General features: G+C 70.0%; 17 protein-coding genes, 5 tRNA genes and 1 other RNA gene. 8 read left to right on the top strand and 15 right to left on the bottom strand.

What is annotated here, in order from left to right:
- Positions 1-2: 2 nt before the first annotated feature.
- Positions 3-1937 carry a protein kinase gene (locus JGU66_31910; GenBank protein ID MBJ6765383.1) on the top strand — a complete coding sequence of 645 codons (1935 nt, stop codon included), beginning with the start codon at positions 3-5 and terminating at the stop codon, positions 1935-1937.
- Between the two features lie 33 nt (positions 1938-1970).
- On the opposite strand, the gene recR is transcribed toward JGU66_31910, so the two are convergent.
- The 3 genes from recR to JGU66_31895 all read right to left on the bottom strand — a co-directional run bounded on the left by recR (position 1971) and on the right by JGU66_31895 (position 3645).
- Positions 1971-2564 carry a recombination protein RecR gene (gene recR / locus JGU66_31905; protein ID MBJ6765382.1) on the bottom strand — a complete coding sequence of 198 codons (594 nt, stop codon included), beginning with the start codon at positions 2562-2564 and terminating at the stop codon, positions 1971-1973.
- A 6-nt stretch (positions 2565-2570) separates the two neighbouring features.
- Positions 2571-2888: a YbaB/EbfC family nucleoid-associated protein gene (locus tag JGU66_31900; GenBank protein MBJ6765381.1), complete on the bottom strand. Its 318-nt coding sequence runs from the start codon at positions 2886-2888 to the stop codon at positions 2571-2573.
- Between the two features lie 97 nt (positions 2889-2985).
- On the bottom strand, positions 2986-3645 hold the full coding sequence (locus tag JGU66_31895) for a DNA polymerase III subunit gamma/tau (protein MBJ6765380.1): 660 nt from the start codon (positions 3643-3645) through the stop codon (positions 2986-2988).
- Between the two features lie 607 nt (positions 3646-4252).
- On the opposite strand from JGU66_31895, the gene JGU66_31890 reads away from it, so the two are divergent.
- On the top strand, positions 4253-4420 hold the full coding sequence (locus tag JGU66_31890; protein MBJ6765379.1) for a hypothetical protein: 168 nt from the start codon (positions 4253-4255) through the stop codon (positions 4418-4420).
- A 402-nt stretch (positions 4421-4822) separates the two neighbouring features.
- Here the strand turns inward: JGU66_31890 and dnaX are convergent, their stop codons facing one another.
- The gene (gene dnaX / locus JGU66_31885) at positions 4823-6010 is read right to left on the bottom strand and encodes a DNA polymerase III subunit gamma/tau (GenBank protein MBJ6765378.1); all 1188 of its coding nucleotides are present in this window, start codon (positions 6008-6010) and stop codon (positions 4823-4825) included.
- Positions 6011-6075: 65 nt separating this feature from the next.
- Positions 6076-7614, bottom strand: coding sequence for an NAD(P)/FAD-dependent oxidoreductase (locus JGU66_31880; GenBank protein ID MBJ6765377.1), 1539 nt, complete (start codon positions 7612-7614; stop codon positions 6076-6078).
- 32 nt (positions 7615-7646) lie between these two features.
- Between JGU66_31880 and JGU66_31875 the strand changes: the two genes are divergently transcribed.
- A complete protein-coding gene (locus tag JGU66_31875; GenBank protein MBJ6765376.1) occupies positions 7647-9176 on the top strand; it encodes a mannosyltransferase in 1530 nt (509 codons plus the stop codon).
- A gap of 77 nt (positions 9177-9253) precedes the next feature.
- Here the strand turns inward: JGU66_31875 and ffs are convergent.
- The 9 genes from ffs to JGU66_31830 all read right to left on the bottom strand — a co-directional run bounded on the left by ffs (position 9254) and on the right by JGU66_31830 (position 17068).
- Positions 9254-9346: signal recognition particle sRNA small type (gene ffs / locus JGU66_31870), an RNA gene on the bottom strand.
- A 24-nt stretch (positions 9347-9370) separates the two neighbouring features.
- A tRNA-Ser gene (locus JGU66_31865) sits at positions 9371-9457 on the bottom strand.
- Positions 9458-9470: 13 nt separating this feature from the next.
- A tRNA-Ser gene (locus JGU66_31860) sits at positions 9471-9557 on the bottom strand.
- A gap of 5 nt (positions 9558-9562) precedes the next feature.
- Complete coding sequence (locus tag JGU66_31855) at positions 9563-10030, bottom strand: nucleoside deaminase (GenBank protein ID MBJ6765375.1); 468 nt, start codon at positions 10028-10030, stop codon at positions 9563-9565.
- A gap of 23 nt (positions 10031-10053) precedes the next feature.
- Positions 10054-10127, bottom strand: a tRNA-Arg gene (locus tag JGU66_31850).
- Positions 10128-10153: 26 nt separating this feature from the next.
- A tRNA-Ser gene (locus tag JGU66_31845) sits at positions 10154-10243 on the bottom strand.
- 43 nt (positions 10244-10286) lie between these two features.
- Positions 10287-10373: transfer RNA gene (locus JGU66_31840), tRNA-Ser, on the bottom strand.
- 105 nt (positions 10374-10478) lie between these two features.
- On the bottom strand, positions 10479-11759 hold the full coding sequence (serS, locus tag JGU66_31835; protein ID MBJ6765374.1) for a serine--tRNA ligase: 1281 nt from the start codon (positions 11757-11759) through the stop codon (positions 10479-10481).
- Between the two features lie 137 nt (positions 11760-11896).
- Positions 11897-17068, bottom strand: coding sequence for a zinc-ribbon domain-containing protein (locus tag JGU66_31830; protein ID MBJ6765373.1), 5172 nt, complete (start codon positions 17066-17068; stop codon positions 11897-11899).
- A gap of 222 nt (positions 17069-17290) precedes the next feature.
- Between JGU66_31830 and JGU66_31825 the strand changes: the two genes are divergently transcribed.
- The 5 genes from JGU66_31825 (at position 17291) to JGU66_31805 (ending at position 22247) form a co-directional block, all read left to right on the top strand.
- Positions 17291-18604 carry an FAD-dependent oxidoreductase gene (locus JGU66_31825; protein MBJ6765372.1) on the top strand — a complete coding sequence of 438 codons (1314 nt, stop codon included), beginning with the start codon at positions 17291-17293 and terminating at the stop codon, positions 18602-18604.
- A gap of 86 nt (positions 18605-18690) precedes the next feature.
- A complete protein-coding gene (locus JGU66_31820) occupies positions 18691-19401 on the top strand; it encodes a glycosyltransferase family 2 protein (GenBank protein ID MBJ6765371.1) in 711 nt (236 codons plus the stop codon).
- Between the two features lie 14 nt (positions 19402-19415).
- Positions 19416-20360 carry a polysaccharide deacetylase family protein gene (locus JGU66_31815; protein ID MBJ6765370.1) on the top strand — a complete coding sequence of 315 codons (945 nt, stop codon included), beginning with the start codon at positions 19416-19418 and terminating at the stop codon, positions 20358-20360.
- Between the two features lie 71 nt (positions 20361-20431).
- Positions 20432-21286 (top strand): acyltransferase family protein, encoded by an 855-nt coding sequence (locus JGU66_31810; GenBank protein ID MBJ6765369.1) that lies wholly within the window; start codon positions 20432-20434, stop codon positions 21284-21286.
- Positions 21287-21323: 37 nt separating this feature from the next.
- Entirely contained in the window at positions 21324-22247 is a 924-nt protein-coding gene (locus JGU66_31805) for an SDR family oxidoreductase (protein ID MBJ6765368.1), read from the top strand.
- A gap of 330 nt (positions 22248-22577) precedes the next feature.
- Here the strand turns inward: JGU66_31805 and JGU66_31800 are convergent, their stop codons facing one another.
- A complete protein-coding gene (locus JGU66_31800; protein ID MBJ6765367.1) occupies positions 22578-22997 on the bottom strand; it encodes a hypothetical protein in 420 nt (139 codons plus the stop codon).
- Positions 22998-23072 lie beyond the last annotated feature (75 nt).

Genomic DNA, 23072 nt, shown 5'->3' with positions numbered 1-23072 from the left:
CGATGTCACCCCCCCAGCCCACCGTCCCCATTCCGGAGAACTCCGGCGCGTCCGACACGCCCCTGCTGCGGCCTTATGGCCAGTACGTGCTCGTGCGGAAGCTGGCCGAGGGCGGGATGGCGGAGATCTTCCTCGCCAAGCTGCTCGGCACCGACGGCTTCGAGCGCAACGTCGTCATCAAGCGCATGCTGCCGCACCTCTCTAACATCCCCGACTTCGTGGAGATGTTTCGAGACGAGGCGCGGCTCGCGGCCAAGCTCTCCCATCCGAACATCATCCAGATCCACGAGCTGGGGTTCACGGACGGCTGCTACTACATCTGCATGGAGTACCTCGCGGGCGAGGACTTCTCCACGACGCTGCGGCTCGCGGGTCGCCGTCGTCAGTACGTGCCGCTCCCTGTGGTGCTGCGCGTGCTCATCGACGCGGCGCACGGCCTGCACCACGCGCACGAGTTCACCAACGAGCAGGGCCAGTCGCTGCACGTGGTGCACCGGGACATCTCGCCCTCGAACCTGTACCTGACCTACCAGGGACAGGTGAAGGTGTTGGACTTCGGCATCGCCAAGGCCGAGTCGCGACTGGTGCACACGCGCACCGGCGTGGTGAAGGGCAAGTACATGTACATGGCCCCGGAGCAGGCCCAGGGCTTGGAGGTGGACCGCCGCGCGGACATCTTCGCGCTCGGCGTCAGCCTGTACGAGGCCGTCACGCATGTGCGGCCCTTCGCGCGTGACAACGACCTTGCCGTCCTCAACGCGCTGACGCGCGCCGAGTTCGAGCCTCCGAGGAAGCTGCGCGCGGACCTGCCCGAGGTCCTGGAGGCCATCATCCTCAAGGCCATGGCGGGCCAGCGCGATGACCGCTACGCCACCGCCGAGGAGTTCGCGCAGGACCTGGAGATCTTCCTCGCCGAATACCTCAGGGCCACGGGCGTACCGACGACCCTCGCGGCGTTCCTGCGTTCGCACTTCGGCGAGGAGCGCTTCACCGAGCGCACCCGCATCCCCACGCTGGCGACGCTGAACGTCTCGCACCCGGCGGAGGGACTGCCGCAGCCCGCGGCACCCGTCGTCGCGCCTCCGGTTGCTCCCGTTCCTGCACGGACGGGCGCGGGGGATGGCGCCACCGTCCAGGGGCGGCCGTGGGTGCCTCCGGTCACGGCGGAATCGGAGAAGGCGCCGGGAACGCCCACTCGCTCCGGGCCCGTGGAGATTGCTCCCGCGCCGCGGCGATGGCGCTCGTTGGCCGTGGGCTTGGTGGGTGGACTGGTGCTCGCGGGCGGTGCGTTCGTGGCGGCGCGCGCATGGGCACCGGGTGACGCGCAGCCTGTCAGTCCAGCTGTCGTGACGGCCGCGCCGGTTCCGCCTTCGACTCCCGCGGTGAACCCGGCGACGGCTCATTTCCCCGAGACAGCTCCGGCGGTGGGGGCCGCGCCGACGCCATCGGACACTGCCGGTCCTCCGTCGGACGGGACGACGGCGCCGGGGACGGCCGTGGCTCCTGCGGGCTCGACTCCGACGGAGCCGGACAAGGTGGCGGTTCCCGCGGTTGGCTCGGGAACTCCGGGTTCAGTGGCGTTCGCGACGGACACGGGGACGACTGCTCCGACTCCCACTCCGAAGGGCGCGGCTCGTCCCGTGAAGCTGGTGACGCTGGGCATCGAGGACATCCAGCGTGTCGTGTCGGGTGGGCGCTCGCGCATCACCTCGTGCTTCGAGCGCTTCAAGGCGGACCTTCCCGCCAGCCAGGGCGAGGTGCAGGTCCAGCTTCGAATCGTCTCGTCGGGGAAGGTGACCGCGGACACGAAGGGCCCGCTGGCTTCGACCGAGGTGGGACGGTGCCTGGAGTCGCAGGCGCAGCGGCTGCGTTTCCCGGCTCACCGCGACCAGGAGGTCACGGTGATGATGCCGTTCTCCTGGCGGGTGACGCAGTAGGCGCCCGCTCTCGGTCGAGAGCGGGCACGTGCCTCAGAGGTCGCGTCTGGCGGAGAGCGCCTTGGCCAGGGTGGCCTGGTCCGCGAACTCCAGGTCGCCGCCCATGGGCAGGCCCTGGGCGATGCGGGTGAGGCGCAGACCCATCGGCTTGAGCAAGCGCGTCAGGTAGAGCGCGGTGGCTTCACCTTCCACGTCCGGATTGGTGGCGAGGATGATCTCCTCCACCCGGCTGTCGTTGAGGCGCTCGAGCAGTTCCTTGATGCGAAGCTGCTCGGGGCCCACGCCTTCCAGTGGGGACAGCACGCCGTGCAGGACGTGGTAGCGCCCCTTGAACTCACGGGTGCGCTCCAGCGCCATCAAGTCGGCGAAGGTCTCCACCACGCACAGCGAGCGCTCCTCGCGGCGCGAGTCACGGCAGAAGCCGCACAGCTCCGAGTCGGTGAGGGAGAAGCAGCGCGTGCACAGGTGCACCTTCTCCTTCACCTCGCGGATGGCCTGCGACAGGTCGACGGCGTACTCGCCGGGCGCGCGCAGGATGTGGAACGCGAGGCGCTGGGCCGTCTTCTCGCCGATGCCCGGGAGCTTCGCGAGCTGCGCGACGAGTCGATTGAGCGGATCGGGCGTCATCCGGCCTTAGTTAATGCCGGGGATCTTGACGCCGCCGGAGATTTTGGCCAGCTCGCTCTGCATGTGCTGGCGGCTGCTTGCCAGGGCGGCGTTCACGGCGGCGGTGATGAGGTCCTCGAGCATCGACGGGTCGTTCGGGTCGATGGCGGACTTGTCGATCTTGATGCTGCGGATCTCCTGCACGCAGTTGGCGACCACCGTGACGCGGCCCTCGCCGGCCTTGGCCTCGACGGTCTCGTCCGCCAGCTGCTTCTTCCGCTCTTCGATCTTCTCCGTCAGCTTGTTCGCCTGCCGGATGAAGTAGTTCAAATCGATGCCAGGCATGTGCTTCCTCGGTCCGCGGACGTGGGAGCGGGCGCCGGCATGGCCCCGCTCGGACATGGGACTGTGACGCGCACCCTACCGTTGCGCGCGGGGGTTGTCAGGGGCTCTCCTCCGGAGTGTCGCTCAACGGGGTGGCTGCAGGGCGCGCGGCTTCCAGGACCTGGATGTGTTCGATTTCGCCCCCCAGCAGCCGGAGCACGGCGCGCACCGAGGGGTGATTCCGCACCTTGCCCTCCGTGCTCTTCTCATGGGCCGCTCGGCTCTGGGCATCCTGCTCGGCGATGCTCAGCGAGCCCCCGTTCGGCTCGGCGGCGATGTCCTGGATGGTGAGCTTGACCGGCCGGCCGAAGTGGTCGGCCAGGGCCGCGTCGACGGTGCTCTTTCCCGAGGGAGACGTGACGGCGTTCTTGTGGAACCCGGCCTGAGGCGCGAAGCCCAGGATGATCTCCCCGGCGCGCATGGACTGCATGCGGCCGTTGGCGAGCGCCGCGCCGTGGCGAGGCGACGCGGATTTCACGCTCTCCACCGCGGCGCGCCACCGCTCGGGCAGCGAGAGGTTGGGGTTGTCGCGCCCGTTCCCGACGCGAGGCGCAGGGGCAACGGGGTCGGGTTCCGGCTCGGGGGCTTCCGGCTCGGGAGCGGGGAGGCACTCACCCGAGGCACACCCCTCGGCCGAGCCTTCCTCCGCGAACAGTCGGGCGTCGTCTTCCGTGGGGAACGGAGGCTCGGGAGGCCCCGAGGGCTCCGGACGCCGCACGTTGGTCACGCGCACGGTGGGCGCGGACTCTGCCGGACGCGTGAGCGGAGTGTTGCCTGCGGTCGGGCTTGTGACGGGCCCAGGAGCGCGAGCGAGCGGCGAAGCCCCCACGGGAGCGGTGGGGGAGGGGCGAGTGTCCGCGCCAGGAGCGGTGGGCGGAGTGCCCGCAGCGCCATTGCGCAGGAAGGAGAGCGGACGCGAGCCCGGAGGAGGAGGGTCCGCCATCTCCGGTGCCGAAGCTGGAGGGCGAGGCTCGGGTGCGCCAGGAGCGGTGGGCGGAGTGCCCGCAGCGCCATTGCGCAGGAAGGAGAGCGGACGCGAGCCCGGAGGAGGAGGGTCCGCCATCTCCGGTGCCGAAGCTGGAGGGCGAGGCTCGGGTGCGCCAGGAGCGGTGGGCGGAGTGCCCGCAGCGCCATTGCGCAGGAAGGAGAGCGGGCGCGAGCCGGGATGAGGGTCCGCCATCTCCGGTGGCGACGCTGGAGGCCGGCTCTCGGGTGCGCCAGGCGTGGCTGCACCGTTGCCGAGGAAGGGCAGCGGGCGCGCGGCCGACGCAGGCAGATCGTCCATCGCGGGGCCGGGTGGGCGCGGCTGTGGAACTCCTGCGGGGATGTTCGACGTCGCCGAGGGCGGGGTGCCCGCCCCGCCATTCTTCAGGAATGACAGAGGACGCGCGGCCGACGGCGGCAAGTCCTCCATGACCGAGTCTGGGCGCGGCGCGCTACGCGGATCCGCGAACGAGGGCGCGTGGGGCTCGGTGCTGCTCGGCGAGGACTGAGGGGCGGGGGGGGCTCTTTCGGCCGACGGCGCGGAGGCGTGCCGAGCTTCGCTCTGGCCCGAAGGCGGCGGTGTTGCCGCTCGCAAGTCACCGCCCGCGAACGAAGGCGCAGGTTGGCCGGAATGCTGAGCGGTGTGCGCGTCACCGCTTGCGAACGAAGGCGCGGGGGGACGTGCGTCGCCGTCTCCCGAAGGTCGCGGGCCACGCGGAGCATCTCCCGTGTCGGAAACGCCAAGGGGCTGTGCCGTGCCGCTGCTCGTCGGCGATGGCATGGCCGCGGGCTCGCGCGCACTCCCCGCGCTGTGCGACGGGGATGCGGGCGCAATTCCGCTACGGGCCTGTGGCCCAGGCGGCGTGCTGCTCTCGTGATGGGGCGGAGCGGAGCGGGATTCCGAGGGGCGCTCAGGCGCGAAAGTTCGCGGGGCCGGAGCGACCTCCGGACGCTCCGGAATCGGCCTTGGCGGCGAGTCGGTCCACGCGGGCGAGCAGCTCCGGGATGGAGCCGGCCGGCGACAGCTGGATGGCCTTGAGCAGCGCCATCTCCAGCGCGAGCCTCGGCTGGGCCGCGCGAGACACGTCCCAGATGCAGCCGTGCACCACATCGAACAACCGCGACAGCTGCGCGGTGTCCGCTTCCTTGGCGAGCGCCAGCAGGGACTTCTGCTCGGACTCGGACAACTCCGCGGGGGCTTCGCCCAGGGCCTTGGTGACGAAGAGGTGGCGCAGCTGAAGCGCCAACTCCTCCGCGAGCCGCTTGAGGTCGAGCCCGCGATTGAAGACCTCCTCCACGCGCTCCAGCACGCGCTTGGCGTCCTTGCGGACCATCGCCTCGGCGAAGTCCTGCACCACCGTGCGGTCGATGGCGCCCATGGCCTCGGCCACGGCCTCGTCGGTCGGGTTGGGGCCGCACGAGGCGAGGATCTGATCCAACAAGCTGAGGGCGTCACGCATGCCGCCCTCGGACTGGCGCACCACCATGGACAGCGACGCATCCGAGATGCCCGCGCCCTCGGCCTGGCAGATCTCCTTGAGTCGCTGGAGCATCCGCGCCGCCGAGATGCGGCGGAAGTTGTGGCGCTGGCAGCGCGAGAGGATGGTGTCCGGGAGCTTGTGCGCCTCGGTGGTGGCGAAGATGAACTTCACGTGCCCGGGCGGCTCCTCCAGCGTCTTCAGGAGCGCGTTGAACGCCGCCCCGGAGAGCATGTGGACCTCGTCGATGATGTAGATCTTGTGGCGGTCTCGCTGCGGCAGGTACTTGGCGTTCTCGCGAATCTCACGGACGTTCTCGACGCCGTTGTTCGAGGCCCCGTCGATCTCCGCCACATCCACGCTGGTGCCCGCGGCGATCTCCGTGCACGCGCGGCAGGTGCCACACGGCGTGGCCGTGGGCCCCTGCTCGCAGTTGAGCGCCTTGGCGAGCAGCCGGGCCGCCGTCGTCTTCCCCACGCCGCGAGGTCCGCAGAACAGGTACGCGTGCGCGACCCGGTCCATCTTGATGGCGTTCCCGATGGTCCGGACCACGTGCTCCTGGCCGGTCATGTCATCGAACTTCTGCGGGCGCCATTTGCGCGCGAGGACGAGGTAGCTCATGGGGGCGGGCATCTAAACATGCTGGCGGAAATGATCCATGTGCATGCCGGGCCCGCCCCGTTCACTCACCGTCCGAGCGCCTGCAGGACGACGTTGGCGGCGTTGTGGCCCGCGGCGCCGATGACGCTTCCGGCCGGATGGCAGCCCGCGCTGCAGAAGTACAGGCCCTGCACCGGCGTCTCGTAGGGCAGGCGGTCGTTGAAGCCCCGCTTGTTGTCCACATGGTGGATGTGGCCGTGGGTGATGCCGAAGTGCTGCTCAATCTTCGGCGGCGTGAGCGCGAAGTACTCCTGCACGAGGTCGCTCGTCCCCGGGGCGAACTGGTCGCAGATGGACAACAGGTGCTGGACGTAGCGCGCCTCCTCCTTCTCCCACGTGGTGCCCGCGAGCGTGTGCGGCACCCACTCCACAAACAGCGCGGAGTTGTGGTGCCCCTCCTCGTCGCGCAGGGACGGGTCCACCGTGGTGTGCACATACCACTCGATGGAGGGGAACTCGGAGAGCCGGCCCGCCTTCGTCTCGGCGTAGCCTCGCGCCAGGGCGCCCAGCACGTCGTCCTCCTGCGGGAGCAGGTGGATGGTGGGACCGAACTGGCCCCGGTCCTCGGGCAGGCAGGTGAAGCGCGGCAGGCCCTTGAGGCACAGGTTCACCTTGAACGTGGTGCCGGGCGCGGCCATCGCTTCCACCTGGGCGCGGTAGTCGGAAGGCACCGCGGTGGAGGAGAGCAGTCGCAGGGTGCGGAACGGGTCGCCGTTGGACACGACGACCTTCGCGGACAGCTCCTCGCCGTTCTCCAGCACCACGCCCTTGGCCACGCCGTTGTCCACGCGCACCGAGGCCACCTTCGCGCCCGTGCGCAGCTCGGCGCCGTACTTGCGCGCCACCCGAGCGATCTGCTGGGTGACGGTGCCCATGCCGCCGCCGACAATCATCCACGTGCCACCGCTGCCCGGCAGCCGGCACATGTTGTGGACCAGCAGGTTCATGCCCGTGCCCGGCGTGTCGTAGCCGCCGTCCAGGCCGGAGAACGCGTCGGTCACCGCGTACATCGCCTTGACGAAGTCCGACTTGAAGCCGAAGCGGTCCAGGTACTCGCGCGCCGAGCCCCGACACAGCCGCACGAACGCGTGCCGCAGGGCAGGGCGGATGTACCGCTCGGCCGTCTCCTCGATGGAGAGCGGCGGAAGGAGCCACGCCGGGGCCACATCCTCGCGCAGGGCCGCCAGCTCCGCGTTCATCGCCTGGTTGGCGAGCCAGTCCGCCTCGGAGAAGAACTCACGGAACTGCCGCTCCAGCTCCCGCTCGTCCGAGCCGAAGAGCAGATAGCGCCGGTCCATGGTGGGCAGGAAGTAGTGCGGGTCGCGGCGCTTGAGCGGCAGGTCCAGCTCCAACTCGCTCAGCAGCTCCGGTGGCATCAGCCCGAGCAGATAGGCCCCGGTGGACACCCCCAGCTTGGGCGCGCTGCGGAACGGGTACTCCGTCTTGCACGCGCCACCCACGGTGTCCTTCTCCTCCAGGACCGTGACGGACAGGCCCCGTTTCGCCAGCATCGCCGCGGTGACAAGTCCGTTGTGTCCTGCGCCCACCACGATGACGTCTGGCATATGCTTTCTCCGGGTTTTCCTCCTGTTCCTACATGACTGGAGGGCGGACGGACAAACACGGTGCGGCTTGCACCCGGACGGAGGGGCGGAGAGAGTCACCGCCGCCCGTGAACGCCACCGCACCCGAGTCCGTCTCCGCCGAGCCGCGCGCCCTGCCTCCTGCTGCCTCGGAGGTGCGTGAGGCGCCATCGGCGCTGTCCGAGCTTCAGGGGTGGCTGCTCGCCGCGGTGGCCTTGGTCCCCGCGCTGCTGGCGGTGGCCCAGTTGGGGCGCATCCATCCGGACGAGGTGTACCAGGTGCTCGAGCCGGGCTGGTGGCGCGTGCACGGGTACGGCGTCATGGCGTGGGAGTGGCAACAGGGCTTGCGCAACTGGGCCGCGCCCCTCGTGGTGGCCGGCTGCCTGCGCCTCGCGGACTTGCTGGGGCTCACGCACCCGGTGGCATATCGCGCGCTGGTGGCGGTGCCTCAGTGGGCGCTTCATGCCTGGAGCTTGTCGGCCGTGTACCGCTTCGCGGAGAGTCGCGCGGGAGCGACGGGGGGCTGGCTCGCGACCCTGATGCTCGGCCTCTATGGCCCGGTGCTCGTCTTCGCGGGTCGCACCATGGCCGAGTCGCTGTCGGCGTCCTTCCTGCTCGTGGCCATGGAGGCGCTCGACCGCCGAGACTCGCGGCCTGCCCGCGCAGGACTCGTGGGGGGACTGGCGCTGGGGTTGGCGGTGGTGGCGCGCTACCCCTCGGGCGTCTTCGTGGTGGCGGCGCTGCTGTGGCTGGTGGTGGCGCGGCGTTGGCGGGTGCTTGCCTTTGCCTGCCTGGGCGGCGCGGGTGTCGCCGTCGCACTGGGAGCGCTCGACGCGGCCACGTGGGGCTCGCCCTTCCACTCGTTCTTGGCGTACGCGCGCTTCAACGTCCTGTCAGACGGAGCTGCGGCGAACTTCGGGGCGGCCCCGCCCGACTACTATTTGAAGCCCATCCTCAACTCCGTGCCGGTGTGGGGCTGGGCCGCGGTGCCGCTGGGGTTGCTCGCGTTGCGTCGCTCGCGAGCCGTCTCGCTCCCCCTGGCTTGCGCGCTCGCCTATGTCGCCATCCTGCTGTCCACGCCGCACAAGGAGGTGCGCTTCCTCTATCCCGCGCTGGTGCTGGTGTTGCTGGCCGCCGCCCCGCGAGTGGCGGACTTCATCGTCACGCGTCAGCGACAGTCCCTGCGGTGGGGACTCGGCGTGCTGGCCGTCGTCTTGGGCATGGCCAACGCGGAGGGCTTTCCTCCGGATGACCTGCGCGCGGACCAGTTCCGGGCCATCGTCGCGGCGACGCGAGACGGCGCTCGGGGGCTGCTCATCGTCAATGAGGGCCTGTGGGGCGCGGGCGGGTTCTTCTACATCGGGAAGAACATCCCCTGGCGCACGTGCGACTGGCCTCAGGACGCGGCCTTCCAGGCCTCCATCCGCGACCCCGCCTTCAACCGCGCCGTGACGTTCGAGAAGCGTGCGCTGCCGGAGCTCCAGGCCGCGGGCTTCCATGTGGTTCGAGAGGTGGGGCGGGAGACGGTGCTGGCGCGCGATTGAGCGCTGCGCGGCACCGCGCTGCCGTAGCCCGCAAAAGCAGAAGGGCCGATTCCCGAGGTGGGAATCGGCCCTTCCAGACAAGAACGGCCGGGACACACGCGAAGGTACGCTACCGTTGCTTCCTTCCGGACCTGGCGGGGTTCGCGCCCCCACGTTGTCCCGACCACAAAGCTTTCATTCGACAACAACAGAAACGGAGAGGGTGGGATTCGAACCCACGATACCCTTTCAGATATACACGCGTTCCAGGCGTGCGCCTTCAACCGCTCGGCCACCTCTCCAACACAGCTGCAGCGGAGAGCGTAGGATTCGAACCTACGGTACCGTTGCCGGTACGCCTGATTTCGAGTCAGGTGCCTTCGACCACTCGGCCAGCTCTCCAGTATTCAGTTGTCACGTCGCTTCGCGCGCAAGCGCTCGAAGAACGTCTTGAGAAGCAGGCGGCTCTCGTCCGCCAGGATCCCGCTTGTCACGAGGAGCCGGTGATTGTGTCGGGGCTCCTCGGCCAGATTGTACAGCGAACCTACGGCACCGGCCTTGGGGTCCTGCGTTCCAAAAACAAGCCGGGTGACTCGGGATTGAACCAACGCGCCGGCGCACATGGCACACGGCTCCAGAGTCACATACAACGTAATGCCCGTCAGCCGCCAGGCATTCACAGCCTTGGCGGCAGCCTCGAGAGCCAACATTTCCGCGTGTGCAAAAGGATTGCGGTCCATCTCGCGGCGGTTGAAGCCAGTGCCTACGACGTTTCCATCGAGCACTGCGACTGCGCCGACTGGGACCTCTCCGAGTGACGAGGCTTCTTGCGCGAGCAAAAGAGCCTGCTGCATGAACTTCACATCGTCACTCATGAGACACGCGCCGAGGAAAACAGCGCTCCCTGGAGGATTCGAACCTCCGGCCTTCGGATTCGTAGTCCGACGCTCTATCCAGCTGAGCTAAGGGAGCAATCTTTCTGGCGCTTCAACGACAAGTGGCGGAGAGAGAGGGATTCGAACCCTCGATACCCTTTCGAGTATGCAGGTTTAGCAAACCTGTGCCTTCAGCCTCTCGGCCATCTCTCCATCTTTCTCTGTCAAAGAACCACCAAACTCAAGAACAAAATCTCGGAGGCGGTAGGATTCGAACCTACGGAGAGCTTGCACCCTCTGCGGTTTTCAAGACCGCTGCCTTCAGCCGCTCGGCCACGCCTCCACACCAACTGCGCCGGCGGTGCCCCGCGAACCGACGGCGTTCGTGGGGCCGCCCTTCTACCTCATTTCTTGCCCGTTGCAAGCAAGATGGATGATCGGACTTTCGTTAGTGGGGACGCAGCTCCGTGAGCCCACCCATGTACGGCACCAGGACCTCCGGGATGGCGACGGTGCCGTCTTCCCGCTGGTAGTTCTCCAGGATGGCGATGCTGGTGCGGCCCACGGCGAGTCCGCTGCCGTTGAGGGTGTGGACCAGCTGCGGCTTGTCGCCCTTCTGGGCGCGGAAGCGGATTTTCGCGCGGCGCGCCTGGAAGTCGCCGCAGTCCGAGCAGGAGGAGATCTCTCGGTAGGCGCCCTGTCCGGGCAGCCAGACCTCGATGTCGTAGGTCTTCCGCGCGGAGAAGCCCATGTCTCCGGTGCACAGGAGCATGACGCGGTGATGGAGGCCCAGGCGACGGAGGATGTCGCAGGCGTCGTCCGTCATGGCGTCCAGCTCGTCCAGGCTCTTCTCTGGCGGGGAGAACTTCACGAGCTCCACCTTGTGGAACTGGTGCTGGCGGATGAGGCCGCGCGTGTCCCTGCCCGCCGCGCCCGCCTCCGCGCGGAAGCAGGGGCTGAAGGCGCAGTAGCGCAAGGGCAGGTGCTCGCCGTCGAGGATCTCGTCGGCGTGGTAGTTGGTGACGGGCACCTCGGCGGTGGGGATGAGGAAGCGCTCCGGCTCGCCCACCGTCTTGAACGCGTCGTCCTCGAACTTGGGCAGCTGGCCGGTGCCCATCATCGTCTCGCGCAGCACCAGATAGGGCGGCAGCAGCTCCGTGTAGCCCTTCTGCGTGTGCACATCGATCATGAAGGTCACGAGCGCGCGCTCGAGCCGGGCCAGCGCGCCCTTGTAGAAGGTGAACCGGCTGCCGGACACCTTCGCGGCGCGCTCGAAGTCGAGCATGCCGAGCTTCTCGCCCAGCTCGAAGTGCTGGCGGGGCGTGAACAGGAGGTTGGGCTTCTCGCCCCAGGCGCGCACCTGGACGTTGTCCTCGGCACCGGCGCCCACGGGGACCGTCTCATGGGGCACGTTGGGGATGAGGAGCAGGATGCGGTGCAGCTCCTCCTCCACCTCCTTGAGGCGCGCCTCCTTCTCCTTGATCTCCTGCGACACGGCCCGCAGGTCGCCGCGCAGCGCGTCCAGCGCGCCGGGGTCTTCCTTGGCCTTGCGCTTCATCTCTTCGTTGGCCGTGTTGCGGCGCGCCGACAACGTCTCCATGGAGACGTAGAGGTCGCGCCGCTCGGTGAAGAGGCGCTGGAAGGGGCCGAGGTCCAGGTTGCCGCTCCGCGTCTTCAGCCGGGCGACGACCGCATCGAAGTTCTGCGCAACGTACCGAAGGTCCAGCATAGGGGGTCGCCTTGTAGTCACCCCGGGTGGGGGCCGGCAAGGCTCCCCATGTCCGGGCTGCTCAAGGCCGGACTCCCCGGGGGCGAGATTTCCGACGCCGTCCGTGCGCCAGGCGACGGACGGCGGCTCCCCGAGCGTCAGTGCTCGAGGTCGTAGATTTCGTCCTCGATGTCCTTGCGGTCCGTCGCGTCCGGCTTGCGCGACAGGTACTCCTTGAAGGCCCCGATGGCGTCCCGGCGCTTGTTCTTCTCCTTATAGGCGAAGCCCAAGTAGTAGTACGGCATTGGGTTCTGGGGCTCGGCGGCGGTGGCCTTGCGGTACCAGTCGATGGCCTTGGCGTGCTGGGCCTGCTCGGTGAAGGCGCGGGCAATCTTGTAATAGACGTACGTGAGCTGCGGGTCCGCCTTGAGCGCGGCCTGGTAGCGCTTGATGGCGTCGTCCCAGCGCGCGGCGCTGAAGAGGGCGTCGCCGATGGCGCCCATCACGCGGGTGCGCTGCGCGTCTGCCTTCAGACTCGACTCGAACGACTCGATGGCCGAGTCGAACTCGCCGCGCTCCAGGTAGGCGTGGCCGAGCGCCTCGTGGGCGTCCGCGTTGTGGGCGTCCAGGTCCACGGCGATCTTCCACTGCTCGATGGCGTCCGGCAGGTTCTTCGCGTCGCGCAGGATGACGCCGTAGGCGTAGCGGTAGTCCGGGCGCTTGGGCGCGCGCTCCACGGCGCTCTTCATGTTGTCGAGCGCCTGGGTGAACTCGCTGCGCTTGGCCTTCACGAGGCCCTGGTAATAGAGCGCCTCGTGGTTGGAGGGCTCGTTGCGCAGGGCGAGGCCCAAGTTGCTCTCCGCGCTGGCCAGGTCGCCCTTCTCCAAGAGCACCGCGCCCAGGGTGATGGGGATGTTGGTGGAGCGCGGGTCCTCGGCCTTGGCCTTCTCCAACTCGGCGATGGCCTCGTCCAGCTTGTGCAGCCGCCAGAGGACCAGGCCGCGCTGCAGCCGGCCGTCCTTGAGCAGGTGCGGATCCAGCTCCAAGGCGCGGTTGGCCTCGGACTCGGCGCGGGGCAGGTCACCGTTCAGCATGGCCACGCGCGACAGGCCCAGGTGGGCATCCGCGAGGTTGGGGTCGAGCTGGACGGCCCGGTCGAACTCCTGCCGGGCCAGCAGCGCGTTGTTCTCCGCGAGGGCCAGCTCGCCGAGGCCCGCGTGCACGCCCGCGTGGTCCGCGGCCTGCGCGGCGGCGGCCTCCAGCAGGGTGCGCGCGTCCGCGTTGCGGTGCTGCCGCAGGTAGAGGCGGCCCAGGTAGAGGCTCGCGTCCACCAGCTTCGCGTCCGCGGCGGTGGCGCGCTTGAAGTGGCCCTCCGCCTCTGCGGGCTTGTCGAGCGCGTCCTCGATGCGGCCGTAGAGGTACGCGATGCGCGCCTCGTTGGGGAAGTTCTTGCTGGCCGCCTCCACCGCCGTGAGCGCGTCCTGCATCTTTCCGGTCATCACGAGCGAGGTGATGTGGCCGTCCACGTACTCCAGGCTGCCAGACTCGTCGCCGGCGAGGTCCTGGTACAGCGGGAGCGCGCTGTCGTAGTCGCGCTGGGCGCGCAGCACTCGCGCGAGCTGCGCCTTGATGAAGTCCGACGTCGGGTTCTCCTGGAGGGCGGCCTTCAGCTCGGTCTCGGCCTCCTTGGGCTTGAACTGCTGGAAGAGGGCCACTCCCTTGAGGCCACGGGCCCGCGCGCGCTCGGCCGGACCCAGCTCGGCCTGGAGCGCCAGCGCGCTGTCCACGGCCTTGGCGCCCTTCTCCACGTCCGTCTTGCGCACCATCAGCTCCACCGCCGCCAGCTCCACGGCGGAGGCGGCGTGCTTGGTGTCCGCCGCGAGCGCCGCGTCGTAGGCCTTGGCCGCCTCGTCCGCGTCACCCGAGGCCTGGTACAGGTTGCCGAGGGCGTGCAGGGCCTTGGCGGACTTCGGATCCTTCTCCAGCACCTTCTTCAGCGTCTCGATGGCGCTCTTGGCGTCCTTCTTCGTGGCGTGGGCTTCGGCCAGCAGGAAGGACAACTCCAGGTCCGCTTGGTTGCCTTCACGGCTGTAGGCGTCCCGAAGGCGCGGCAGCACGGCGTCCGCTTGGCGTGCGGTGAGCGCCATGCCCGCCGTCATCTTGATGAACTCGAGGTTCTTCTCCCCGAGCAGCTCGACGTGCTCCACCGCCTGCTGGCAGCGCTGCAACTCGGCGGGGTCTCCGGCGGCGTAGCGGCGCTGCAGGTAGTTGACGGCCTGGCACCACAAGGCCCGGACCTCCGGGTACTCCTTCGAGGCCAGCACCTTGGCGCTCTGGTCGTGCGCGAGCTTGTAGCTGGCGAAGGTGTCCTGGAGCAGGGCGGCGTGGGACTCGTCGACGAGCTTCGCCTCGGCCGAGCCCTTCGAGACGCGCGTGGGCAGCAGCTTGTTGCGGCCGAAGGCGCCGTAGCGGGTGAACTCGAAGCCGAGGCCCGTGCCGAGGACGAGCACGGCCACGCCAGCGCCCACCATCAAGGGGATGCGCTTCTTCCACTGCTCCGTGGATGCGCTGCGGTCCACCACGGACACGGCAGCCATGCGGCCCTCATAGAGCTGCCGCAGTCGATCCATGCTGGCCTGCGAGCTCGAGGTCTCGCCCTGTGGCGCGTCCACGGTCGTCGAGGCCGGCCCCACCGAGGGCACCGCGGCCTTGGACGGGCCCGACATCAGCCGCTCGATGGCGCCACCAAAGGTCGGGTTGGTGCCAATGGCGGACCAGGTCTCGGAGTCGAGCGAGACGTCCTCGTTGCCCAGGAGCTGCCCGTCCTCGAGCATCTTGACGATGACGCCCTCGTCGAAGGGGCCGAACACCTTACCCGAGCGGCGGCGGACGTGGAAGCGCGTCACCTTGGCGGCCGAGGCGCCCGCGTTCCGGGGGGCCGCGTCGTCGATGAAGCTGAGCATCTCCAGGCCGTCCGTGGGGCCCGCGGCGGGCGGCGGCGGCAGGGGCGCGGAGAGGTCCGCTTCGAGATCATCCAGCGGCGCCGCGGCGGTGGGATCGAACTCCAGCGAGTCCGACGCGCCCGCGGCCGGGGGCGGCTCGCCGAAGTCCACGTCGCCAAAGTCCGTGGCCGGGTTGACCGACGCGGGCGGCGGCGCCGAGAAGTCCATCGCGAAGGGATCCGCGGCGGGCGCGGGCGCGGCGGCGGGAGGCTCGGAGAAGTCGAGCTGGAAGTCCGGCGACGGAGCGCTGGAGGGGGGCTCGGCGAAGTCGAAGGAGACGGATGGGGGCGCCTCGACGGGCGACGGCAGGTCCGAGAAGTCCAGCGTGGACACGCTCGGAGCGGGCGCGACCGGCGACGGGAGATCGGAGAAGTCCAGGCCCTGCGCGGGCGGGGCATACCCACCGGGCTCCACGGGGGCCGGGAGGTCCGCGAAGTCGAAATCAGGGGACGCGGCCGGAGGTGGGGGGAGGGCGAACGGATCCTCCTCCATGGCCTGCGGGGCATAACCCTGCGGGGGCGGCGGAAGGGCGAACGGATCCTCCCCCATGGCCGGAGTGGCGTAGTCCTGGGGCGGCGGGGGGAGGGCGAACGGATCCTCCTCGGCACCCGCCGGCGCGGCATGGTCCTGCGGCGGCGGAGGGAGCGCGAAGGGATCATCCATGGACAAGGCCTCGGCGCTGGCGTCCGGGGCGCTCTCCAGGTCCAGGGCGAAGGGATCAGGCCGGTCCGGCTCGGGAGGCGGGGGAAGCTGGGCGTCGGAGAAGTCGAACTCCTGCGGGGCTTCGGGCTCGGCGACGGCCACGTCGGACATGGCGCTGTCGGAGAAGTCGAAGTCGCGCGCCGTTTCCTGCGAACCGGCCACGCCATAGGCGGCCGCGGGGTCGCGGTAGGCGTCCGTGGGCACCGGGATGGCTACGACGCGGGTGGAGTCCCGGTCCTGGTACCCGTCCAACGGGCCATCGTCGTAGGCGGCGTAGGGGTCCGCCGGGGCGGCGCTGCCAGGAAGCGGGATGGCGTCCGCGCTCCCCGTCGAGGGGTCGAACGCGAAGGGATCGTCCTGGGGCGGCGCGGCGGGCAGCGGGATCGCGGCCCGAGGCGCGGCGGTCCCCGGGAGCGGAATGGCCGAAGCGGCGGCGCCGGGCAGCGGGATGGCGGCGCCCGGGCCCGCGCCGAGCGAGATGGCCTGCGGAGCGGCGGCGCCAGGAAGAGGAATGGCCGCGCTGGCCTGGGGGGCCGCGCCAGGGAGCGGGATGGCGGCGCCCGGGCCCGCGCCGAGCGAGATGGCGGGGCTGGCCTGCGGAGCGGCGGCGCCAGGAAGAGGAATGGCCGCGCTGGCCTGGGGGGCCGCGCCAGGGAGCGGGATGGCGGCGCCCGGGCCCGCGCCGAGCGAGATGGCGGGGCTGGCCTGCGGAGCGGCGGCGCCAGGAAGAGGAATGGCCGCGCTGGCCTGGGGGGCCGCGCCAGGGAGCGGGATGGCGGCGCCCGGGCCCGCGCCGAGCGAGATGGCGGGGCTGGCCTGCGGAGCGGCGGCGCCAGGAAGAGGAATGGCCGCGCTGGCCTGGGGGGCCGCGCCAGGGAGCGGGATGGCGGCGCCCGGGCCCGCGCCGAGCGAGATGGCGGGGCTGGCCTGCGGAGCGGCGGCGCCAGGAAGAGGAATGGCCGCGCTGGCCTGGGGGGCCGCGCCAGGGAGCGGGATGGCGGCGCCCGGGCCCGCGCCGAGCGAGATGGCGGGGCTGGCCTGCGGAGCGGCGGCGCCAGGAAGAGGAATGGCCGCGCTGGCCTGGGGGGCCGCGCCAGGGAGCGGGATGGCGGCGCCCGGGCCCGCGCCGAGCGAGATGGCGGGGCTGGCCTGCGGAGCGGCGGCGCCAGGAAGAGGAATGGCCGCGCTGGCCTGGGGGGCCGCGCCGGGGCGCGGGATGGCGGCGCCCGGGCCCGCGCCGAGCGAGATGGCGGGGCTGGCCTGCGGAGCGGCGGCGCCAGGAAGAGGCCTGGCCGCGCTGGCCTGGGGGGCCGCGCCGGGGCGCGGGATGGCGGCGCCCGGGCCCGCGCCGAGCGAGATGGCCTGCGGAGCGGCGGCGCCCGGAAGCGGAATGGCGGCGCCGAGGGAGATGGCGGGGCTGGCCGGCTGCGGAGCGGCGGCGCCCGGGAGCGGAATGGCGGGCTCGTGGGAAGGGGCTTGCGGCATCGACTCCGCCGCGCTCACCGCCTCGAGCTTGATGGGAAACGTGGTCTGGCACCGAGCGCATTTGAGCTTCGCGCCACCCGGCGGGATCCGCCTGTCATCGATGTTGTAGTTCGTCTGGCACGACGGGCAGGAGACTTTCATGGGGTTCCTTCGACGGGACCGGCTGGCGCGCGCACGTGGGGCGGGCTCGGTACGTTCCCGCGGGGCGGTGCGCAGGCTACCAGAGGCGTTTCGAGCCCGGAAAGAACGCGCTCGGTCCCGATTCGAGCCCCCCGAGCGGCCAGGGGAGCGGGTTCACCCGCAGTCAGCCGTCGCGCGTTCGTCTCCCCCGCGAGAGGGGGGAGGTGGTAGACCCGCCCGAGCATGGACCCCATCGTCATCCTCGGCGCGGGCCTGGCGGGCCTGTCCACCGCCCACTTCCTTCAGCGCCCATGGCGCCTCATCGAGCGGTCCGACCGCGTGGGTGGCCTCATCAAGACCGAGGTCATCGATGGGTGTTACTTCGACCCCACCGGCCACTGGCTCCACCTGCGCGACCCCGAGGTGCAGGAGCTGGTGAACACGCTGTGGCTGCCCGGCGAGCTGGTCCGCATCCAGCGCAAGGCGGCCGTGTTCTCGCGCGGCGTCTTCACGCGCTTCCCCTACCAGGTGAATACGCACGGCCTCCCAGCTGAAGTCGTCGCCGAGAACCTCGTGGGCTACGTGGAGGCCATCTACGGCGAGAAGGGCCGTGAGCTGCGCGAGCGGGATCCGCGCAACTTCGAGGAGTTCATCCTCCGCTACATGGGCGAGGGCTTCGCCCGGAACTTCATGGTTCCGTACAACCAGAAGCTCTGGACCGTGCACCCGCGCGAGCTGTCCGCCGCGTGGGTGGGCCGCTTCGTCCCCAGGCCCACGCTCAAGGAGGTCGTGGACGGGGCGCTCGGCAGCGGCAGCGATGCGCTCGGCTACAACGCGTCGTTCCTGTATCCGCGCGAGGGCGGCATCGAGAGCCTGGCCCGCGCGATGCTCCGCCACCTGAAGGGCGGCGAGCTGAGTGTCCACACCGAGCCGGTCTCCATCGATTGGAAGGCGAAGACGGTGGCGCTGTCGGACGGGCGCTCGCTGGGCTACGCGAGCCTGGTGTCCTCCATCTCGCTGCCCGGGTTGGTGCAACTGCTGGCGAAGGGCGGCTCCGGAGTGCCGGAGTCAGTGCAGGCCGCGGCGAAGCAGCTGCGCGCCACCACCGTGACCTACGTCTGCGTCGCCGCGCGCGGGGCCAACCGGCAGCCGTGGCATTGGATCTACCTGCCCGAGTCGGAGTTCCACAGCTACCGCATCGGCTCGCCCTCCGCCGTGTTCGCGCCGCTGGCGCCGCCGGACACCGCGACGTTCTCCGTCGAGTACAGCCACCACGGGAGCCTGTCGCTGGCGGACGCCGAGGCGAAGGCGGTGGAGGACCTGCTGCGCTCGCAGATGATCCACTCCGCGGACGACATCCTGTTCGCCCGCGCGCGTGAGATTCCCAACGCCTACGTGCTCTACGACGACGCGTATGGCCCGGCGAAGAGTGAGGTGGTTCGCTTCCTCGACCAGGCGGGCATCCACACGGCGGGCCGCTACGGGCAGTGGGAGTATTCGTCCATGGAGGACGCCATCCTGGCCGGGCGCGCTGTCGCTCGGACGCTGAACCGCTGACGCCGGCGAACGCTCCTGGCGCGAGTCCTGTCGACGGGTGTCGCGGGCCGTGCTAGGTCCCGCCCCTTTCCGCCCGCCCCTGACACATGGCCCCGTACCTTTCCGTCGTCATCCCGGTCTACAACGAAGAGTCCATCATCACCCAGGCGGCGGAAGAGCTGCGCCAGGGCCTGGATGCGCGCGGGCTCGACTACGAAATCATCTTCGCGGAGAACGGCTCGCGCGACGCGACGCCGGCCATCCTCGAGGAGCTGTGCGCGAAGAACCCGCGGATGCGGTGGTTCCACTCGGAGCGGCCCAACTATGGCGTCGCGCTGAAGGCGGGCATCCTGCTGGCCCGTGGCACCTACGTCGTCTGCGATGAGATCGACCTGTGCGACCTCTCGTTCTACGACTCGGCGCTGCCTCGCCTGGAGCGCGGTGAGGCGGACATGGTGGTGGGCTCGAAGGCGGCCAAGGGCGCCAGCGACCAGCGGCCCCTCATCCGTCGCGCGGCCACGCGGGTGCACAACAAGCTCTTGAAGGTGACGCTGGGCTTCCAGGGCACGGACACGCACGGCCTCAAGGCGTTTCGTCGCGAGGCGCTGCTGCCCGTCATCCAGAAGTGCGTCGTGGACATGGACGTTTTCGCCAGCGAGTTCGTCGTCCGCGCCTGGCGAGAGGGCCTGAACGTGGTGGAGATCCCCATCCAGCTCCACGAGAAGCGCCAGCCCTCCATCCACCTGTTCCGGCGCGTGCCCAACGTGCTCAAGAACGTGGGCAAGCTGGTCTACGTCATCCGCATCCGCGGGACCTGAGCGAGGGGCGGCGCATGGCGGAACGGCTGGCGTCCATCTCCGTCGACCTGGACTCGCTGCCGCACTACTGCCGCATCCATGGGTTGCCGGAGTCCCTGCTGGATGCGCGCGCCCGCTCGTTGGTGCACGCGGTGGCGGTGCCGCGCTTCCGCGAGCTGCTGGCCACGGTGGGCGCTCCCGGGACGTTCTTCGTCATCGGCGAGGACCTGGAGACGGACCTCGCCGCCGCCGAGGGCATGCGCCAAAGCCACGCGGGCGGCATCGAGGTGGCCAGCCACAGTTACTCGCATGACTATGCGCTGAGCCGTCGGGGCGCGGAGGCCATCCAGGCGGACCTTGCCCGAGCGGACGCGCTCATCACCCGCGCCACGGGTGAGCGCCCGTCGGGGTTTCGCGCGCCGGGGTACACGCTCAGCCCGGACCTGTACGCGGCCACCGTCGCGCAGGGGTACCGGTATGGCTCGTCGGCCTTTCCGGCCGCGCCGTACTACGCGGCCAAGGCGGCGGTGATGGGGGCGCTGGCCGTGCTGGGGCGTCCGTCCCGGTCCGTGCTGGACACGCCTCGGGTGCTCTTGGCGCCGCGCGTGCCGTACCGTCCGGACCCGGCGCGGCCCTACCAGCGAGGCTCGGGCGCGGTGCTGGAGCTGCCCATGGCGGTGACGCCGGGCGTTCGCTTTCCGTTCATCGGCACGTTCGCCGCCACGCTCCCGCGCCCCGTCCTGCGCTCGACCTACCGCGCCCTCCAGCGCGAGGCGTTCTTCAACTTCGAGCTGCACGGCGTGGACGTGCTGTCCGCGGCGGACGGCATCCCGCCCGAGCTGACCCGGCAGCAGAGGGACTTGCGCGTACCCGCGGCCCCGAAGCAGGAGCGGCTGCTCGAGGTGTTCCGCTGGCTCAAGGCGGACTTCGACGTCGTCACCTTGAAGGTCGTGGCGGAGCGGCTCGCGCCCACGCTCTAGAGCCCCAGGAAACGTGGCGTGCCCGACAGGGCCTCTCCCGGTGCGCGGGCGGGTGGTGTTAAACAGCCGCCATGCTGGAGCGCTTCAGCGACAAGGTGAAGAAGGGTCTGCGCGGCTGGACCGAGCGCATGGCCGGGACCGAGCAGCAGCAGCAGCTCCAGGCCCTGGCTCGCACGGAGAACGAGTACGGCGTGGACCCGTTCGGGTTCAACCTGGACTACAGCCTGGCCGCCATCGCTCCGTTCCTGTGGCTGTACCGCCACTACTTCCGCGTGGAGGCCTACGGGGCCGACCGGATTCCCAGCGGGCGCGTGCTACTCGTGTCCAACCACTCGGGGCAGTTGCCGATGGACGGCGCGATGATTGGCATCTCGCTCATGGTGGAGGCCCAGCCGCCCCGCGCCATCCGCAGCATGGTGGAGAAGTGGGTGCCGTCGCTCCCGTACGTCTCCACCTTCATGGCCCGCGTGGGCCAGATTGTCGGGACGCCGGAGAACTGCCGGCGGCTGTTGGAGGCCGGCGAGGCCATCCTCGTCTTCCCCGAGGGCGCGCGCGGCATCAACAAGCTGTGGCCCCAGCGCTACCAGCTCCAGGAGTTCGGTCTGGGGTTCATGCGGCTGGCGCTGGAGACGGACACGCCCATCGTCCCCATCGCCGTCGTCGGCGCCGAGGAGCAGGCCCCCGCGCTGATGGACCTCAAGCCCCTGGCCAAGCTCCTGGGGTTCCCCTCGTTCCCCATCACCCCGACGGGGCTGCCCATCCCGCTGCCCACCAAGTACCGCATCTACTTCGGGGACCCGCTGCGCTTCACCGGCCGGGCGGATGACGAGGACAGCGAGCTGGACAAGAAGGTCCGCACCGTGAAGGCCGCCATCCAGGCCATGCTCCACCAGGGCCTCAAGGAGCGCCGAGGCGTCTTCTGGTGAGCGCCCGGACCGGCGGTGATGTTAAGACGGCGGGCACATGAGACCCGCCGTCGTCGTCACGGGCATCAGCGGAAACCTCGGCCGCACCCTCGCGAAGCTCCTCCACAAGCAGGAGCGCATCATCGGCATCGACCGGCGTCCCTTCCTGGGGCGGCCGAAGGACGTCGAGATGTACCAGCTCGACCTTCGCAAGAAGAAGGCCGAGGACGTCTTTCGCAAGAACGACGTCCGCGCCGTCATCCACATGGGCATCATGCATGACCCCCGGATGAGCGAGGAGGAGCACCACTCGTTCAACGTGGTGGGCACCACGCGGCTGCTCGAGTACTGCGCCAAGTACGGGGTGAAGAAGGTCGTGGTGCTGTCCTCGGCCAACGTCTACGGCCCCAGTCCGGACAACTCCAACTTCCTCACCGAGGACGCGCCGCTGATGGCGGCCAGCCGGTTCTCCGGCGTGCGCGACCTCATCGAAGTGGACATGCTCGCGCATGGCTTCTTCTGGAAGCACCCGGACATCGAGACGGTGATTCTCAGGCCCGTCCACATCGTCGGGCCCACCATCAAGAACGCGCCGTCCAACTACCTGCGGCTGCGCCACCCGTGGACGCTCGCGGGCTTCGACCCCATGGTGCAGCTCATCCATGTGGAGGACGTGGCGCGCGCCATGGTCGCCGCCCTCCAGCCCGAGCTGCGCGGCGTCTACAACGTCGTGGGGCCGGGCGAGGTGCCCCTGTCCTCGGTGATGCGCGAGCTGGGCAATACCCCGCTGCCCGTGCCGCATCCCGTGGCGCGCCCGCTGCTGGGCCTGCTGTTCCGCTACCGGCTGGCCAGCTTCCCGCCGCCGGAGCTGGACCACATCCAGTTCCTGTGCGCCGTGGATGGCTCCCGGTGGGTGAAGGACATCCACTGGAAGCCGCGCCACTCGATGCGGGACACCATCCGCTCCGTCCTGGGCGAGTGACCCTGGGGCTTGAGAAGTCCGAGGGGGCCCTGACAGCCCTGTCAGTCCCGAGGGGATGACAGCGTTGGCGGGCTCTGACAGGCATGTCACGCGGGGCAGGGGGATGTCGGGGGGCTGACAGGCGCAAGTGCCCGATTTCCGGAAGCAGGCCCGAGGACGCGGACGCGCGCGGGCAGTTGGCACCTGCATTGCTCTAGGAGCCAGGCAAGAAGGCACGACGACGCGGGCTGGCAGCACAGCGTCGACGGGCCACCCTGGTAGAGGGTTCCATGGGGGAACCCTCGACGCCCACCGCCTCGGCCGGCCCCGAGACGGTGGGCGGTTTCTTTTCTAGGGGAGCTCGCCCTCGAACGGGCCGGACTCCTGTCGCTCCAGCAGCCACGCACCGTCGCGGAAGATGAACTCCGAGGTGACGGTGTCCGTGTGCGCGGAGGCCGAGGGCAGGCGCATCCACTGGATGGTGCTGCGCACGGTGGCGCGCTGGCCGTCCTCGGAGAGCTTCACGTCCTCGATTTCGTAGTCGGTGATGGTGAGGTCCCGGTCGTCCTGGTGTTCGCGGCGGGCGCGCTCGAAGGCGTCGCGGCGCTCGGGGACGAGGATTCGGGAGACGTTGCGGAAGTTCCTCCAGCGGATGTTCTCGTGGAAGGCCTCCACGGTGGGCTTGAGGGTCTCCGGGTTGGCCTTCTTGGAAGTGTGGGCACAGGCCCCACCGAGGAGGAGCGCGAGGACGAGGACGGGCAGGCGATTCACGGGCCGAGGCTACACCTGGCCCTCGCACCGGACGAGGGGCTCGGTGCTATGGTCCTGCTCCCCCGCACGAGCACC

Source organism: Myxococcaceae bacterium JPH2, from assembly GCA_016458225.1.
Lineage (GTDB): Bacteria > Myxococcota > Myxococcia > Myxococcales > Myxococcaceae > Citreicoccus.
This window is presented reverse-complemented; position numbering and strand designations above follow the sequence as displayed.

What these genes read in the sequence shown, in the direction of transcription:
- JGU66_31830 (MBJ6765373.1), bottom strand. Translation starts at nt 17,068, where the DNA reads ATGAAAGTCTCCTGCCCGTCGTGCCAGACGAACTACAACATCGATGAC.
- JGU66_31810 (MBJ6765369.1), top strand. Translation starts at nt 20,432, where the DNA reads ATGCTGGAGCGCTTCAGCGACAAGGTGAAGAAGGGTCTGCGCGGCTGG.
- JGU66_31815 (MBJ6765370.1), top strand. Translation starts at nt 19,416, where the DNA reads ATGGCGGAACGGCTGGCGTCCATCTCCGTCGACCTGGACTCGCTGCCG.
- recR (MBJ6765382.1), bottom strand. Translation starts at nt 2,564, where the DNA reads ATGACGCCCGATCCGCTCAATCGACTCGTCGCGCAGCTCGCGAAGCTC.
- serS (MBJ6765374.1), bottom strand. Translation starts at nt 11,759, where the DNA reads ATGCTGGACCTTCGGTACGTTGCGCAGAACTTCGATGCGGTCGTCGCC.
- dnaX (MBJ6765378.1), bottom strand. Translation starts at nt 6,010, where the DNA reads ATGAGCTACCTCGTCCTCGCGCGCAAATGGCGCCCGCAGAAGTTCGAT.
- JGU66_31820 (MBJ6765371.1), top strand. Translation starts at nt 18,691, where the DNA reads ATGGCCCCGTACCTTTCCGTCGTCATCCCGGTCTACAACGAAGAGTCC.
- JGU66_31855 (MBJ6765375.1), bottom strand. Translation starts at nt 10,030, where the DNA reads ATGAGTGACGATGTGAAGTTCATGCAGCAGGCTCTTTTGCTCGCGCAA.
- JGU66_31875 (MBJ6765376.1), top strand. Translation starts at nt 7,647, where the DNA reads ATGACTGGAGGGCGGACGGACAAACACGGTGCGGCTTGCACCCGGACG.
- JGU66_31805 (MBJ6765368.1), top strand. Translation starts at nt 21,324, where the DNA reads ATGAGACCCGCCGTCGTCGTCACGGGCATCAGCGGAAACCTCGGCCGC.
- JGU66_31880 (MBJ6765377.1), bottom strand. Translation starts at nt 7,614, where the DNA reads ATGCCAGACGTCATCGTGGTGGGCGCAGGACACAACGGACTTGTCACC.
- JGU66_31825 (MBJ6765372.1), top strand. Translation starts at nt 17,291, where the DNA reads ATGGACCCCATCGTCATCCTCGGCGCGGGCCTGGCGGGCCTGTCCACC.
- JGU66_31890 (MBJ6765379.1), top strand. Translation starts at nt 4,253, where the DNA reads ATGTTCGACGTCGCCGAGGGCGGGGTGCCCGCCCCGCCATTCTTCAGG.
- JGU66_31900 (MBJ6765381.1), bottom strand. Translation starts at nt 2,888, where the DNA reads ATGCCTGGCATCGATTTGAACTACTTCATCCGGCAGGCGAACAAGCTG.
- JGU66_31910 (MBJ6765383.1), top strand. Translation starts at nt 3, where the DNA reads ATGTCACCCCCCCAGCCCACCGTCCCCATTCCGGAGAACTCCGGCGCG.